Raw genomic sequence first — 14,654 nt, 5'->3', positions numbered from 1 at the left:
ATCGGGCAGGGGTAAACATTATGATGATCGGTATCGTATCGGCCGCCTATATTGCGGCAGCCGTCCTCTTCATCCTCTCGCTCGGCGGGCTTTCGGGCCAGGAAAGCGCCAAGCGCGCCGTCTGGTACGGCATGACGGGCATGGCGCTTGCCATTGTCGCCACGGTCTTCGGACCTGATGTCGGCAACTGGTTCATCATCGCGCTGATGATCGCCGGCGGCGCCGTGCTCGGCCACTTCGTCGCCTCCCGCGTCCAGATGACCGAGATGCCGCAACTCGTTGCAGCACTCCATTCCTTCGTCGGTCTTGCCGCAGTCTTCATCGGCTTCAACGCCCATGTCGAGGCGGCTGATGTCGCCGGCCTCGATGCGGCGGCCCGCTCTGCATTGACCGGCTTTGCCGCGATCCTCGCGCACAAGGAACCGGTGGAACTGTCGATCATGAAGGTCGAGGTCTTCCTCGGCGTCTTCATCGGTGCTGTCACCTTCACCGGCTCCGTCATCGCCTTCGGCAAGCTTGCCGGCAAGGTCGACGGCAAGGCCAAGAAGCTGCCGGGCGGTCACCTGCTCAATGCCGGTGCTGCCCTTCTCTCGCTCGTGCTGCTGGTGCTCTACGTCAATGGTGCCGGCACCTGGACGCTGCTTGTCATGACGCTCGCCGCCTTCTTCATCGGCTATCACCTGATCATGGGCATCGGCGGCGCCGACATGCCGGTGGTGGTGTCGATGCTGAACAGCTATTCCGGCTGGGCGGCCGCTGCCATCGGCTTCACGCTCGGCAACGACCTGTTGATCGTCACCGGCGCGCTGGTCGGCTCCTCGGGCGCGATCCTCTCCTACATCATGTGCAAGGCGATGAACCGCTCGTTCCTGTCGGTCATCCTCGGCGGCTTCGGTGCGACCACCGGCCCGCAGATGGAAATCACCGGCGAACAGATCGCCATCGATGCCGACGGCGTTGCCGCCGCCCTCAACGATGCCGACAGTGTCATCATCGTGCCGGGCTACGGCATGGCGGTGGCGCAGGCGCAGCAATCGGTCTCCGAGCTCACCCGCAAGCTGCGGGCGGCCGGCAAGAACGTGCGCTTTGCCATTCATCCGGTCGCCGGACGTCTGCCGGGCCACATGAACGTGCTTTTGGCCGAAGCGAAGGTTCCCTACGACATCGTGCTCGAGATGGACGAGATCAACGAAGACTTCCACGAAACCGATGTCGTCATCGTCATCGGCTCGAACGACATCGTCAATCCGGCCGCCCAGGAGGATCCGAACTCACCGATCGCCGGCATGCCGGTGCTCGAAGTCTGGAAGGCCAAACAGGTGTTCGTCTCCAAGCGTGGCCAGGGAACCGGTTACTCCGGCATCGAGAACCCGCTGTTCTACAAGGACAACACCCGCATGTTCTACGGTGACGCCAAGAAGAGCATCGACCAACTGCTGCCCGCGTTGGCGTGATGACGCCCTGAAAAAGAACTCATCGCTCCGCACATAGGGGCGGTGAGTTCAACTCCGTTGATGAGCGATCGATGCGTCCGATGGCGTCGCCCTAGGCGCCGAGTAGGTCGGGTTTGACGACCATCAGCGCTATTATCAGAGCAAAAAGCGAGATCGATGCCAGGCGGCCGCCCAAAGCGCGCTTGTTTCTAAGAAGCGTTCGGACTTCCAATTTGTCGATCGTGCCTTCAAGGGCTGGATGCACCTGTGCCTCCCATGGCCGCACGACCCTGCTTTCGACAATCATCAAGGCGGCGATCAGGGTGAATGACATCAGTAGCCAGGGTGTCGATAGCGGCCACCCACCCAAAACGATGAGGCCAATGCCTCCGGCAATCCCTATGCCGGTGAGCAGACCTGCAATCCTGTTTGCGGTCAGGGCAAACTTTGCAGCCCCGATTTGCCCTCGCCGGGCAGAAATGAAAAGGAGCTCCCTTGCCGCAAACAGCAGAAATGCCGTGCCCATGGCCGCGGCATGAATTATCACGACGTGTGCGTACATCTCTTGTTACCTTGGTATGGAGCTTCGAGAAGCGGTCGCTCGACCGCTCGTGCTGCATTTGATTTCGACACGAGGTTGGCTGTCGGACTGGCCGCGTGCAGCCTCAATTGTGAGCGATCACTCGCAAAAATCTACTCGCGTTCGAGAAGCTGTCTCTGCGAGCTCCCGGTTCATATTCCCCCAGTAGTTCGCGCAGTTGGAAGCCGGCGTTCACGGAGCGACGTCAAATCGCCAAGACCCAGCTCGCATCTTGGATGTCTGCTACCCGAAGGACGTTACTTCAGGTAGCGCGTGATCAGCGTCGTCACTTCGTTGATGAAGGCGTCGACGTTCCCATCGTTTAGCTTCTCTGGACTGTCGACCACCGCGCCGTGCGTCAGCGCCTCCGTGCAGCTGACGCAAATGTAAGCGGCCAGATCCAGATCCATCGGCCGCAGTTCTGCCTTGTGCAATTCGAGATAAGCCCTGATCAACCCGTAGAACTCTCTGTCAAAACCGTCGATCGTACCGATCCGCCCTGCACGTGGCGTTTCCTCGACCAACACCCGATGAAGGTCCGGGTTCACACGATGAGCATCGATCATCGTCTTGACCAGTTCGCGCACGGCACTGTCGAGCGGCAGCGTCGCCACTTTGGCCAGCGTACCCCGCAAGACATCCACCATCTCGCTCTTGTGGCGTTCGATGACGGCAACGACGAGCGCTTCCTTGCCCGGAAAATACTGATAGAGAGAGCCGATGCTGACGCCAGCCTCTTCGGCAATCCGGTTTGTGTTGGCGCGTTCAAATCCTTCTTTGATCAATGCACGCGCAGTCGCTTCGACCAAGGCCTCGATCATCGCTCGCGAGCGTTGCTGCGAAGCGGCCTTTCGTGGCGTCAGGAGAGCTTTCTTGTCCATTCGGCTTTAATCCGGTCGCGGCGGCCCACTTTCAGTTGGCGATCGATAGGGACGGACGCGGCGTTTCCATTGGCGAAAACCCGAAGCGCTTCTTGTAACAGGTGGCAAAGTATTGGCTCGATGAGAAGCCGCAATCAAAGGCGATGTTGGTGACCGATTGCGCGCCGCTTTCAAGAAGCAGCCGTGCCGCGTTGAGTCGGAGCGTCTGGAGGTAGCGGACAGGCGTCATGTTGGTCAGCACCTGGCAATGCTGCGAAAATTGCGTGCGGGAAAGATTGCACTCCGCCGCCATGTTCTCGAGCGTCCAGTCCTCGTCGAGCGCATGACGCAGCCGCTTCAGGAAGATCTCGACCGTGCGCTTCGAGCTTGCAAGAGCAAGATCGAGAACCGGTGCCTGGCTTTCCAGCATCTGGCGGAATTGCAGCAGCATCATCGAAATCAAGAGGCGCAGGTGCGCCTCTCCACCGTCGATATCGCCGCCTGCCACCACCTCGTGGATGTCGAGGAAGGTGCGCGTGACCTCGCGGGAGGCGTTGTAGGAAATCTGTTCGTTCTTCGACAGAAGTTCGCTCAGGCGCTTTCGGTCGCGCTCGGGCCAGCCGATCCAGTCGGGCCACAGCCAGGTTTCATGTGGTCGGCGCACGCCCATATCCATGAGCACCCAGATTATGTGGCTGGCACCGACATTGGGATCGCCGAGCGCGTGCAGCTGCCAGGGCCGCACGACGAACATCTGGCCTTCATTGATCGTCGTCCTGCGGCCATCCATGGTGATCGTCAATGAGCCGCGCGCCAGATAGGCGATCTTGACCCCCTCGTTGCAATGTTCGCGCAGGCCCCAGTCCTGCGGGGTCGTCGCATCCCATCCGCCGACGGAACAGACCTGCGGCAGCGCCGCGCCGAGGTCGATGCCGGGATAGCCGCGTCGCGTCCAGGCGTTGAGCGACACCTGGCCGGCAAGCGAGGCCTTCATCAGGTCCTGGCAATTGCCGGCATAGAGCAGGGCGCCCGGCTCGCGGAAGACAGCGGGCCGATTGACGGCCCGTTCGTTGCTGCTCTTCGTCATTCCGCTCCCCCGCTGATGTATAAAATTTACCAGTCGTCTATTTCGAACGCAGGCAGCGATTTATTGCGCAATGCTTGGACATCATCAAGCTCCATTTTGGAGACGCTGATGATTTGCCATTGAAACTCAATGGCATGGGGGAAATTGGGAGGATTTTGCCGGTGCGGATAGGCTTCCACACGGACGCGTTCAACTCGGCCTACTGGTCGTTTGAAAAATGCCTGGAATGGGCAAGCGACAACGATTTGCACTTCATCGAGTGTGGTCTGATCGACGGCGTGAGCTGGATCCACGGACTGGGCTATCAACCGCATGTCGCGCTCTACGAGGACCCGGTCCTCTTGCGTCGCAAGATGGAGCGTTACGGCGTGCGCTTTTCCCAGGTCGATGCGGCCTATCCGCTGTCTGGTGAGGACGGACCGCTCAGAGGTGTGCCCTATGTGCTGAAGTCGATTGCCTGGGCCGCGCAGGCCGGCAGTCCCTGCGTCGACACGACCGACGGGCTCCACATGCCGCCCGGACTTACCGAAGAAGAGTCGATGGCGCTGATGAAGCGCAGCTACCAAAAGATCGTCGAAGTCGCTGAAGCGCACGAGATCGTCGTCAACATCGAGCCTCATGGTCATTTCACGACGCGTCCGGAATTCATGGAGCGCATGCTCGCCTTCGCAAACAGCAAGTGGCTGCGCATGAACATGGACACCGGCAACACCTTCATCGCCGGCCAGGAGCCGCCGCAGTTTCTGTCGCGGTTCATCGACAGGGTGTCTCATGTCCATCTTAAGGACGTGTCACCGTCGCTGGCAGCGGCTGCCCGTGGCGGACAGACCGGGATCGCGGTCAGCCATTGTGCGCTCGGCGATGGCGTCAATGCCGAGAGTATCAAGACCTGTCTCGCCATGCTTCGCGACCACGGCTACGACGGCGTACTCAGCCTCGAATGCGAAGGCGCCGCCGGCCCGATGATCGAAACGTCACTGGCCTGGATCCGCGCGACGTGTCGCGATCTCGGCATTTCGCTGAAGTGAGCGCGTCATGAAGCTTGGTATCAATCTCCTTTGCCTGACCGATTTCGTCGAGGAGAGGCATCTCGACAATATCGGCCGGTTGCGCGATCTCGGCTATGATGGCGTCGAAGTGCCGGTTCTGTCGGGCAAGGTCAGTCACTACGAACGCCTGGGCCGCGAATTGGACGGGCTCGGCCTTGGCCGATCCACCACATCGATCGTCCCGACGCCTGAGGCAAACCCCGTCAGTTGCGATGCCGAAGTGCGGGCGCGCGGGCTTTCCCATCTCGACTGGGCGCTGGATTGCGCAATAGCGCTTGGTGCTGAAAGCATGGGCGGGCCGTTTCATGCCCCGATCGGCTTCTTTACCGGCCGGGGCGCCAGCGAAGACGAGTTGAAGTATGGGGCAGACGCGCACCATGCGCTGGCGGAGCGGGCGGCGGCCAACGGCATGCATTTGAGCCTCGAGCCGCTCAATCGCTTCGAGACTTATTTTCTCAACACGATGGAGCAGGCGCGTGCCTATGTGGATCGCGTGGCGCATCCTGCCTTCAAGATCATGTACGACACGTTCCATGCCAATGTGGAGGAGCGTCGGCCGGAGGCGGCGATCCGCCTGATTGGCCAGGATATCGGGGTCTTCCATGTCTCCGAGAACGATCGTGGCATTCCCGGGCGGGGGCATATCGAATTTGGCGCGATGTTCACGGTGTTGAAGGAGATCGGCTATGACGGTTGGCTGACGCTTGAGGCATTCGGCGCCGGGCTGCCGGCGATCGCGACGGCGACCCGCGTCTGGCGGCCGCTGTTTCCCGACTTCGATACGCTCTTTTCCGAGAGCGCGACATTCATCCGCAAGACATGGGCTGCTGCATGAACACGAAACACCCCGCTATCGAGATGCGCGGCATCGCCAAGAGTTTCCCCGGTGTCAAGGCGTTGAAAAACGTCAGCTTCTCCGCGCATTGCGGTGAGGTCCATGCGCTGGCGGGAGAAAACGGTGCCGGCAAGTCGACGCTGATGAAGATCCTCTCCGGCATCTATCGGCCGGACGCAGGCGCGGTTGTCGTAAACGGTGGGGAACGGCATTTCACGCATCCGCTTGCGGCGATCCGCGCGGGCATTGCCGTCATCTATCAGGAATTCTCCCTGCTGCCCGAGCGAACCGTCGCACAGAACATCTTCCTCGGACGCGAGCCGACGCGCCGCGGTCTGATCGACCACAGGGCGATGAACGACGAAGCGCGGCGCGTGCTTGCGCTCTTCGGCTCGGCGCACCGGATCGAGCCGAGCACCGTTGTCGCTGACCTCGACGTCGCCAGCCAGCAACTGGTGGAGATCGCCAAGGCGGTGTCGCTAGAGGCAAAGGTGATCGTGATGGACGAGCCGACGGCAGCGCTGAACGAGGCCGAATGCGAGGTGCTCTACGGTCTCGTCGACACCTTGAAGAAGAGCGGTGTGGCGATCGTCTACATCACCCACCGCATGCCCGAAATCACGCGGCTGGCCGATTGTGTTACCGTGCTCAAGGATGGCGAGGTGGCGGTTCGTTTCGACCATGTGCCTGAGCCCGAGGCGATCGTACGAGCCATGGTGGGCCGCGACCTTGGCGATTTCTATGCGCAACCGGCAGCACCGCAGGAGATCGGCGACGTCGTGCTCTCAGTCCGCAACGCCGGCAACGAACGGCTGAAAAATGTGTCCTTCGAACTGCGCGCAGGCGAGATCGTCGGTTTTTCGGGCTTGCAAGGGGCAGGGCGCGTCGCGCTCGCGCAGGCGATATTCGGCCTTTCGCCCTTCACCAAGGGTGAGATCACCCTTTCCGACAAGCCGGCGCGGTTCACCAGTCCGCGCGAGGCGATCACCGCCGGGGTCGGGTTGCTGCCGGGCGATCGCAAGGCCGAAGCGCTGGTGTTGATGCAATCGGTCGTCGACAACGGCATGCTTACGTCTCGCGCACTCTCCGGCCTTTCCGGCAATGCCAATGCGACGCCTTTCGTTTCGGCGGAAGCGATGGAAAAGCTGCTGCGCGAACTCGACGTGCGCGCCGGCAGCTTTGCCCAGGACATCAAGGCGCTGTCGGGCGGCAACCAGCAGAAAGCCATCGTTGCGCGCTGGCTGGCGCTAGCGCCTCGGCTGTTGATCTTCATCGAGCCGACACGCGGCATCGACGTCAATGCCAAGGCCGGGATCTACCACCTGATGCGCGATCTCGCGCGCAAGGGCACGGCCATCATGATGGTCTCGTCCGATCTCCCGGAGGTTCTCGGCGTCTCCGACCGCATCCTTGTGATGCGGAACGGCGAACTCGTCGCGGCGTTTTCGCGCGGGGTCTCTGAAGCCGATGTGATGTTGGCGGCAACTGGCGAGGAGGCGGTGGCAGCATGAACAAGGCAACTCTCATCCGGCGTCCGGCCTGGCGCATGGAACACTACGCGCCGGCGCTGCTGCTCGGTCTGGCCGTCCTGATCTATGCGGCGATTGCGCTCAGCCTCGGCCTGACACGCTTCCTGACACCGGAGGCGACCGTCTCCATCCTTAACAGGTCCATCGCGCTCGGCATCACCGCCGTTGGGCAGACCTTCACCATCCTCGTCGGCTCGATCGACCTGTCGGTGGCCCATCTCATCTCGGCCTCGGCCGTGGTGTCCTCTGCGATCATGAACGGCGACCCGGCGATGATGGTGCCGGCCGTTGCTGCGGTGCTCGTGATGGGGACGGTGGTCGGAACCCTCAACGGGCTCCTGATCACCCGCCTCGATGTCAACCCGCTTATCGCGACGCTCGGCATGGCGCTGATCATTCAGGGCTGTCTTGCCTCCTTTCATGGCCGGTTCGGCGGCTCGGTACCGGATGCGTTCCAGTACTTCGCCTATGGCGAGGTGCTCGGGCTGCCGGTCAGCCTGGTCGTTCTGGCGCTGTTGGTCCTTGGCGCGTGGATCGTGCTGCGCTTCACGCGCTTCGGCTCCAACATCTACTCGGTTGGAGGCAACCGCGACACGGCGCGCGCGGCCGGCATCAACACGACGCGGGTCGTCATGGCGAGCCATATCATCTGCAGCCTTTGCGCGGCGCTCGCCGGCCTCTATTTGGCCAGCCGCCTGAAATCCGGTTCGCCCTGGATCGGCACGGAGGGCGCCTATGATCTGGAATCGATCGCCGTCGTCGTCATCGGCGGCACAATCCTCTCCGGCGGCAAGGGTGGGATCTGGGGCACTGTTGCCGGCGTGATCATTTTCTCGCTGATCGATTCCATCTTCAATCTCGCCGGCATTGACGCCTTCGCCAAGCAGGTAATGCGCGGCATCATCATCGTCGCCGCCGTCGCCTTTTACGCAGTCCGTTCAAAGAGGATAGTGGCATGATCCAGGAAACCGTCGGCTCCGCAAAGACGCGCGGCGTGGCAAGCATTGGGCGGCTGCCGAAGATCAATCCCGTCTTCTTCGTGCTGGCAGCCCTTCTCGTTGCCATCACGTTTTCGAACCCGAACTTCATCGAGCCCACGGGCTACATGAATTTCCTGAAGCGAGCCGCTCCTCTTGCAATCCTTGCGGCCGGCCAAATCTACGTGATCGTCTCCGGCGGTTTTGACCTTTCGGCAGGCTCGCTCATCACGCTGACGGTCGTCGGCTCGTCGATGCTGCTCGACAACAGTGCCGATGCGACCTGGTGGGTGATTGCGGTCATGTATGCGGTGGGGCTCGCCGTCGGCGTGGTGAACGGCCTGGTCGTTTCCTATCTGCGGGTGCCGTCATTGATCGCCACGCTCGGCATGATGATCACGCTCAATGGTGCTGCCTTCATGTGGTCGAGCGGATCACCGCGCGGCTACCTGCCGGAGACGTTCCGCTTCTTCGGGCGCGCCAGCCTTCAGGGCATTCCATTGATCCAGTTCCTGCCGGTGGCATTGCTGGTGCTGTTGGTCGTCGGCTTCGTCTTCTTCTGGCTCATGCATCGCACCAATCTCGGGCGCATGCTGCATGCGCTCGGCGACAATCCGCGCGCGGCGCAAATGTCGGGTGTGCCGATCGAGAGGGTGCGCATCATCGCCTTTGTCGCCTCGTCGCTGAGCGCGGTGACGGCCGGCATCCTGCTCGGTGGATTTGCGGGCGTATCAACCGATGTCGGCGTCGGCTACGAGCTGCAGGCGATCACCGCCTGCGTGATCGGCGGAGCGCAGCTTCTCGGCGGCCGCGGCTCCGTGCCCGCCTCGATTGCAGGCGCGCTGACGCTGACCGCCATCTTCACGCTGCTCAACTTCATCGGACTGCCGAAGCCGACGCGCGATGTCGTCCAGGGCTTGATCCTGATCGCCGCAGTCGTGCTTGCAACCTACCGGCGCAACCGCGCCGGCGGGACCTGATTTCGAGGGTGAGAGCGGTTGCGGGCACTTTCCGCATTCCGCTCCAGGCCATCGGGAGGAACTGAAAAATCATGATCAATGGGAGTGAGACATGAAAAAATTGCTGACCGCCGCACTTTCGGCTGCGCTCGTCGCCGGCACGGCGCATAGCCAACAGCTGAACTTCGACGATACTGCCGAGTTCGACAGACAGCGGACGCTGCTGACGGCCAAGGCCAATGGTCCGGAAGGGGAGCCTTGGGAGCAGTACTACGGCGACCAGATGGCCGACACCGCAAAGCACAAGAAGCCAGGTCCCTACACGATCTGCTTTTCGAACGCCGGCGTGAACAATGCCTGGCGGGTAACCGGCTGGACGAACATGCAGGCCGAAGTAAAGCTCCATCCGGAAATCAAGGAGCTCATTCACGTCGATGCCGAAGGGTCCGACGACAAGCAGATCGCCGACATCGACGACCTCATCAACGGCGGCAAATGTTCGGCCCTGATTGTCTCGCCGAATACGACGGCAGCCCTAACGCCTGCAGTCGAGAAGGCTTGTGCCAAGCTGCCGGTGATCGTCTTTGACCGCGGCGTCAACACCAAATGCCCGGTCACCTTCATCCATCCGGTGGGTGGTTACGGCTTCGGTATCCAGGCAGGCGAGTTCGTGGCGGCGACGGCACCCGCGGGCGCCGACGTCCTGATGCTGCGCATCGTACCGGGTGTCGATGTGCTCGAGACCCGCGCGTCCGCGGCCAAGCGCATTTTTAAGGAGACAGGGCTGAACGTCATCGGCGAGGAATTCACCGAGGGCGACAATGCCAAGACCAAGTCGATCGTCGAAGACTACCTGCAACGCGGCAAAATCGACGCGATCTGGATGGACGCTGGTGCCACAGCAGTTGCAGCCCTCGAAGCCTTCGAGGATGCGGGCCTGCCGCCCCCGATCATTACCGGCGAGGACCAGCAGGACTTCCTGGTCAAGTGGAAGTCGGAAGGCTTCAAGGCGATAGCCCCGACCTATCCGACCTACCAATGGCGCACGCCAATCATCGCGGCAGTGAAGGTGCTGCAGGGCGAGGCGGTGCCGGGTCCGGAATGGGTAATGCCGCAGCCGGCGATCACGGCAGAAACGCTCGATCAATATGTCGACGCCAAGATGCCCCCGCTGCATCACGCCATGTGCGGCTGCGAGAAGCTGCCGGACTATCCCGCCGCCTGGGGTGGAAAATAAGCTTGAAGACCGAGCCGCTTGCGGCTCGGTCTCAGTCCCATCAGCTGAGTAGCAAGCCCAGCTTTCTCATCGTCTTGAGCGGCCTTCGGCTGACGGCACGAAGCGTGCAGCCGCTACGGCCGTGTCAACAGCATCGAGATGCCCTGTCCGACGCCGATGCACATGGTGGCCATCGCACGCTTGGCACCCTGCGCTTCGAGCTCCAACGCGGCGGTCAACGCCAGGCGTGCACCGGACATGCCGAGCGGATGGCCGAGCGCGATGGCGCCGCCGTTCGGATTGACACGGGGCGCATCGTCGGCAAGCCCCAGTTGCCGCATGCAGGCGAGCGCCTGCGCTGCAAAGGCCTCGTTCAACTCGACGACATCGATGTCGCCGATGCCGAGACCAAAACGTTCCAGGAGCTTGTGCGTGGAAAAGACCGGTCCGATGCCCATGATGCGTGGGGCAACACCGGCCGTTGCCATGCCGTCGACGCGGGCCAAGGGCTGAAGTCCGTAGCGCTCGACCGCGCCGGCTGAGGCGAGAATGAGCGCGGCCGCGCCGTCGTTGACGCCCGATGCGTTGCCCGCGGTTACCGTGCCATTGGCGCGGAACGGCGTCGGCAGGCTCGCAAGCTTTTCGAGCGTCGTCTCGCGCGGATGTTCGTCGTGTTCGACGTGGGTCGTCTCGCCCTTGAGTCCCTTGATCGCGTAGGCGGCGATCTCGCGGGCGAGACGCCCGCTCTTTTGCGCAACTGCCGCGCGCGCCTGGCTGCGCAGTGCAAAGGCGTCCTGATCTTTGCGGGAGATGGAAAATTCGGCGGCGACGTTTTCGGCGGTCTCCGGCATCGAGTCGATGCCGTATCGGTCTTTCATGGCCGTGTTGATGAAGCGCCAGCCGATCGTCGTGTCGTGGATCTCGGTGCTGCGCTGGAACGGGCTTTCGGCCTTCGGCATGACGAAGGGCGCACGCGACATGCTTTCGACGCCGCCGGCGACCACGATTTCGGCCTCTCCCAGCCGGATCGCGCGAGCGGCATAACCGACCGCGTCCAGACCGGAACCGCACAGCCGGTTGATCGTCGTTCCGGCGACCGTCTCCGGTAGCCCGGCGAGCAAGGCGGCCATGCGGGCGACGTTGCGATTGTCCTCACCCGCCTGGTTGGCGCAGCCAAGTACGACCTCGTCGATCGCTTCGGCCGGAATGGACGAAACACGCGCCAGCGCCTCGCGGATCACATGGGCCGCAAGATCGTCCGGGCGGGCGCTCGAGAGTGCCCCGCCGTAGCGGCCGATGGGGGTGCGCACGCCGCCGACGATGTAGGCTTCAGCCATGAGATTTATCCTTTGCTTTGCCCGGCTGCAAACATCGGCCCTCCCTTGTGCGCGGGAAATCCGTAGCCGTTGATCATCACGAGATCGATGTCGCCGGGACGTGCGGCGATGCCTTCGGCGAGCAGCGCCTTGCCTTCGTCGCACATGGCGTTCAGAAGCCGGTTCATGATCTCATCGGATTTAAAGGCGCGCGGCGTGATGCCCTTGGCTGCCCGCGCCGTTTCGATCGTCGCCGTGACGTCGGGATCAACGGTGCGCTCACCATCGGGATAGGCGTACCAGCCGCGGCCACTCTTGCGGCCGAGACGGCCGGCCTCGCAGAGCCTGTCGGCGATTTCGACATAGCGTGCGGCAGGATCGCGTGTTGCCGCCTGTCGCTTGCGTCGTGCCCAGGCAATCTCCAGTCCGGCCATGTCGTTGACGGCGAAGATGCCCATCGGAAAGCCATAGGCCTCGAGCGCGGCGTCGATCTCCTGCGGCAGTGCCCCATCTTCCAGCATGAACTCCGCCTCGCGGCGATAGGCCGAGAAAATGCGGTTGCCGATGAAGCCTTCGGTGACCCCGGTTACGACCGGCAGCTTGCCGAGGCGTTTGACGAAGGCAAGCGCCGTCGCCAGGACGTCCGGCGCGGTCTTGGCGCAATCAACGACTTCGACGAGCCGCATCACGTTGGCGGGCGAAAAGAAATGCAGGCCCACCACCCGTGATGGATCGACCGTCGCCGCCGCGATCGCATCGGGGTCGAGATAACTGGTGTTGGTCGCGAGGATGGCGCCCGGTGCGACTATGTCGTCAAGCTTCTGAAACAACTCCGTCTTGACCTGGAGGTCGTCGAACACCGCTTCGATGACGAGGTCAGCTTTCGCGAGCTCAACGGCTTCTGCGGTGGTCTGCAGCCGCGCGAGGCATTCGTCGCGTCCGTCAGCAGTCAATCGTCCAGCCCGCACGGTCTTGCCGAGCGTCTCGGCAATGCGTGCCCGTCCGCCGGCTGCGGCTTCTTCCGTCTGCTCGAAGGCGACCACGCGGTAGCCGGAGGTCAAGGCGGAGACCGCGATGCCGGACCCCATCAGCCCGGTGCCGACGACACCGACGATCGCGATCGGCCGAGGCGAAACCTTGTCGAGCCCTTCGACCTTGCCGGCGGCGCGCTCCGCAAAAAACACATGCCTGAGGGCCGCTGACTCGACCGAATCCCGCAGGCGCAGGAAAGTCGCGCGTTCCTCAGCCAGTCCTTGCTTCAGGTCGAGTTCACCGGCTGCCTTAACGAGGCGGATTGCCTCGGCGGGGGCAGCCTGGCCGCGGGCCTTTGCCAGAACCTTCGCTTCCACCGCGCCGACGGCTTCGGCGTCCGCAGGCGGGACGGCGATTATGCCGGTCCGACGGAGCGGCTTGCCAGCTTGCTCTTGAACGAAAGCCAGAGCAACAGCGACAGGATCGGCGGCAAGGCTGTCGGCAAGCCCAAGCGCCACAGCTTCGGCGGCCTTCACGGCACGGCCGGTTCCGATGAGATCGATCGCCATGACCGTGCCGATCAGGCGTGGCAAGCGCTGCGTCCCGCCAGCACCCGGGACAAGCCCGAGCTTTACCTCGGGCAGGCCGAACGACACCTTCTCGCCGGCAATCCGGCCGTGGCAGGCAAGCGCCACCTCGCAGCCGCCGCCAAGGGCGGCGCCGTTGACGGCTGCGGCAACCGGCTTGTCGAAGGTCTCGATGCGCTCGATCACTTCGGGAAGCAGGGGCGCCACCGGCGGCTTGCCAAACTCCCTGATATCCGCGCCGCCGATGAAGGTATTACCGGCGCCGGTGATGACGAGACCCGCAATCGTCGACCGTTCGGCAACATGGTCAAGCGCCGCCATCAGGCCGGAACGGACATCCGCGGAGAGCGCGTTGACGGGCGCGTTGTCGATGGTAACGACGAGAACGCCACCTTCAAGTCGGGCGGAAACGCTTTCGGAAAATCGGATCTCGGCCATGCTGCCAAACCTCAATCGGGGACGACGGCCGTTGCCTGGATCTCGATCTTGGCGCGGTCTTCGACGAGCGAGACGACCTGCATCGCAGCCATGGCCGGGAAATGCCGGCCGATGATGTCGCGATAGGCCTGGCCGATGCCGCGCAGATTGCCGACATATTCCTGCTTGTCGGTGAAGTACCAGGTCATGGTGGTGATGTGCTGCGGTTCGGCGCCGCCGGCCGCAAGCACTGCGACCACGTTCTTCAGTGTCTGGCGCACCTGCTCGACGAAATCGTCGGTCTCGAACTCGGACTGCGCGTTCCAGCCGATTTGGCCGCCGATGAAGACGGTGCGGCCTTTGGCCGAGACGCCGTTGGCATAGCCGATGGGCTTAGCCCAGCCTTCAGGTTGCAGGATGGTGTGCATCGGTCGTCTCCAGATGTTGTGTCAGCGCGGCGCGGATATCGTCCGGCCAGGCACAAGAAGCGTGATTGTCGAGCGAGGTGGCAACGACCCGCTGTTTTGCTGTCCAGAGCACGGTGCCTCTCGCCGAGACCGTGTGCTCCATGTCGAGCGACGAGCGGCCAATGCCGCGCACCGCCAGCGCGAAATCCAGATCGTCGCCCTGGAAGCCCGGTCGAGAGAAGGTGAGATCGAGGCGCACCGTCGGCACGCCGATCCGCCGCTCGTCGTTCATGGCTTTCCAGGGAAAGCCGAGCGAGGCGAAGAAGTCCTCCGTCACCCCGACAAGAATATTGAGATAGGACGGGAAGTAGGCGATCCCCGAGGGGTCGCAGTCTCCGAACCGCAGTGGTCTCGTGGTCCTGAACATCGA

14 protein-coding genes are annotated in these 14,654 nt (G+C 62.7%); 7 read left to right on the top strand and 7 right to left on the bottom strand.

Translation table 11 applies throughout. The annotated features are described in order from the left end of the window. The first annotated feature begins 20 nt into the window (after positions 1 to 20). Entirely contained in the window at positions 21 to 1,454 is a 1,434-nt protein-coding gene (locus BLU15_RS24510; RefSeq protein WP_090298734.1) for an NAD(P)(+) transhydrogenase (Re/Si-specific) subunit beta, read from the top strand. A 91-nt stretch (positions 1,455 to 1,545) separates the two neighbouring features. Here the strand turns inward: BLU15_RS24510 and BLU15_RS24505 are convergent, their stop codons facing one another. The 3 genes from BLU15_RS24505 to BLU15_RS24495 form a co-directional block, all read right to left on the bottom strand. Continuing rightward, the gene (locus BLU15_RS24505; protein WP_090298731.1) at positions 1,546 to 1,995 is read right to left on the bottom strand and encodes a DUF2269 family protein; all 450 of its coding nucleotides are present in this window, start codon (positions 1,993 to 1,995) and stop codon (positions 1,546 to 1,548) included. 275 nt (positions 1,996 to 2,270) lie between these two features. Continuing rightward, positions 2,271 to 2,894 (bottom strand): TetR/AcrR family transcriptional regulator, encoded by a 624-nt coding sequence (locus tag BLU15_RS24500; protein ID WP_090298728.1) that lies wholly within the window; start codon positions 2,892 to 2,894, stop codon positions 2,271 to 2,273. Between the two features lie 31 nt (positions 2,895 to 2,925). Then, positions 2,926 to 3,960 (bottom strand): AraC family transcriptional regulator, encoded by a 1,035-nt coding sequence (locus BLU15_RS24495; protein WP_090298725.1) that lies wholly within the window; start codon positions 3,958 to 3,960, stop codon positions 2,926 to 2,928. Between the two features lie 161 nt (positions 3,961 to 4,121). On the opposite strand from BLU15_RS24495, the gene BLU15_RS24490 reads away from it, so the two are divergent. From BLU15_RS24490 to BLU15_RS24465, 6 genes are all read left to right on the top strand, one after another. Next, positions 4,122 to 4,988: a sugar phosphate isomerase/epimerase family protein gene (locus BLU15_RS24490; protein WP_176960336.1), complete on the top strand. Its 867-nt coding sequence runs from the start codon at positions 4,122 to 4,124 to the stop codon at positions 4,986 to 4,988. Positions 4,989 to 4,995: 7 nt separating this feature from the next. Further along, positions 4,996 to 5,844, top strand: coding sequence for a sugar phosphate isomerase/epimerase family protein (locus BLU15_RS24485; RefSeq protein ID WP_060518036.1), 849 nt, complete (start codon positions 4,996 to 4,998; stop codon positions 5,842 to 5,844). Continuing rightward, on the top strand, positions 5,841 to 7,355 hold the full coding sequence (locus BLU15_RS24480) for a sugar ABC transporter ATP-binding protein (protein ID WP_090298719.1): 1,515 nt from the start codon (positions 5,841 to 5,843) through the stop codon (positions 7,353 to 7,355). The genes BLU15_RS24485 and BLU15_RS24480 overlap by 4 nt, the downstream gene beginning before the upstream one ends. Then, positions 7,352 to 8,332, top strand: coding sequence for an ABC transporter permease (locus BLU15_RS24475; protein WP_090298716.1), 981 nt, complete (start codon positions 7,352 to 7,354; stop codon positions 8,330 to 8,332). The genes BLU15_RS24480 and BLU15_RS24475 overlap by 4 nt, the downstream gene beginning before the upstream one ends. Then, positions 8,329 to 9,330 carry an ABC transporter permease gene (locus BLU15_RS24470; RefSeq protein WP_051659341.1) on the top strand — a complete coding sequence of 334 codons (1,002 nt, stop codon included), beginning with the start codon at positions 8,329 to 8,331 and terminating at the stop codon, positions 9,328 to 9,330. The genes BLU15_RS24475 and BLU15_RS24470 overlap by 4 nt, the downstream gene beginning before the upstream one ends. Positions 9,331 to 9,421: 91 nt before the next feature. Further along, entirely contained in the window at positions 9,422 to 10,546 is a 1,125-nt protein-coding gene (locus tag BLU15_RS24465) for a substrate-binding domain-containing protein (protein ID WP_090298713.1), read from the top strand. Between the two features lie 113 nt (positions 10,547 to 10,659). Here BLU15_RS24465 and pcaF read toward each other — a convergent pair whose 3' ends face one another. The 4 genes from pcaF to BLU15_RS24445 are packed head-to-tail and all read right to left on the bottom strand — an operon-like array spanning position 10,660 to position 14,651. Continuing rightward, the gene (gene pcaF, locus BLU15_RS24460) at positions 10,660 to 11,862 is read right to left on the bottom strand and encodes a 3-oxoadipyl-CoA thiolase (RefSeq protein ID WP_090298710.1); all 1,203 of its coding nucleotides are present in this window, start codon (positions 11,860 to 11,862) and stop codon (positions 10,660 to 10,662) included. A 5-nt stretch (positions 11,863 to 11,867) separates the two neighbouring features. Beyond that, positions 11,868 to 13,838 (bottom strand): 3-hydroxyacyl-CoA dehydrogenase NAD-binding domain-containing protein, encoded by a 1,971-nt coding sequence (locus BLU15_RS24455; protein WP_090298707.1) that lies wholly within the window; start codon positions 13,836 to 13,838, stop codon positions 11,868 to 11,870. Positions 13,839 to 13,849: 11 nt separating this feature from the next. Next, positions 13,850 to 14,245, bottom strand: a complete 396-nt coding sequence (locus BLU15_RS24450; RefSeq protein ID WP_034796252.1) for a RidA family protein — start codon at positions 14,243 to 14,245, stop codon at positions 13,850 to 13,852. Beyond that, complete coding sequence (locus BLU15_RS24445) at positions 14,223 to 14,651, bottom strand: acyl-CoA thioesterase (protein ID WP_060518023.1); 429 nt, start codon at positions 14,649 to 14,651, stop codon at positions 14,223 to 14,225. Before BLU15_RS24445 ends, BLU15_RS24450 begins: the two co-directional genes overlap by 23 nt. Between the last annotated feature and the right edge of the window lie 3 nt (positions 14,652 to 14,654).

Origin of the sequence: Ensifer sp. YR511 (assembly GCF_900103045.1) — a bacterium.
Classification (GTDB): domain Bacteria; phylum Pseudomonadota; class Alphaproteobacteria; order Rhizobiales; family Rhizobiaceae; genus Ensifer; species Ensifer adhaerens.
This window is presented reverse-complemented; position numbering and strand designations above follow the sequence as displayed.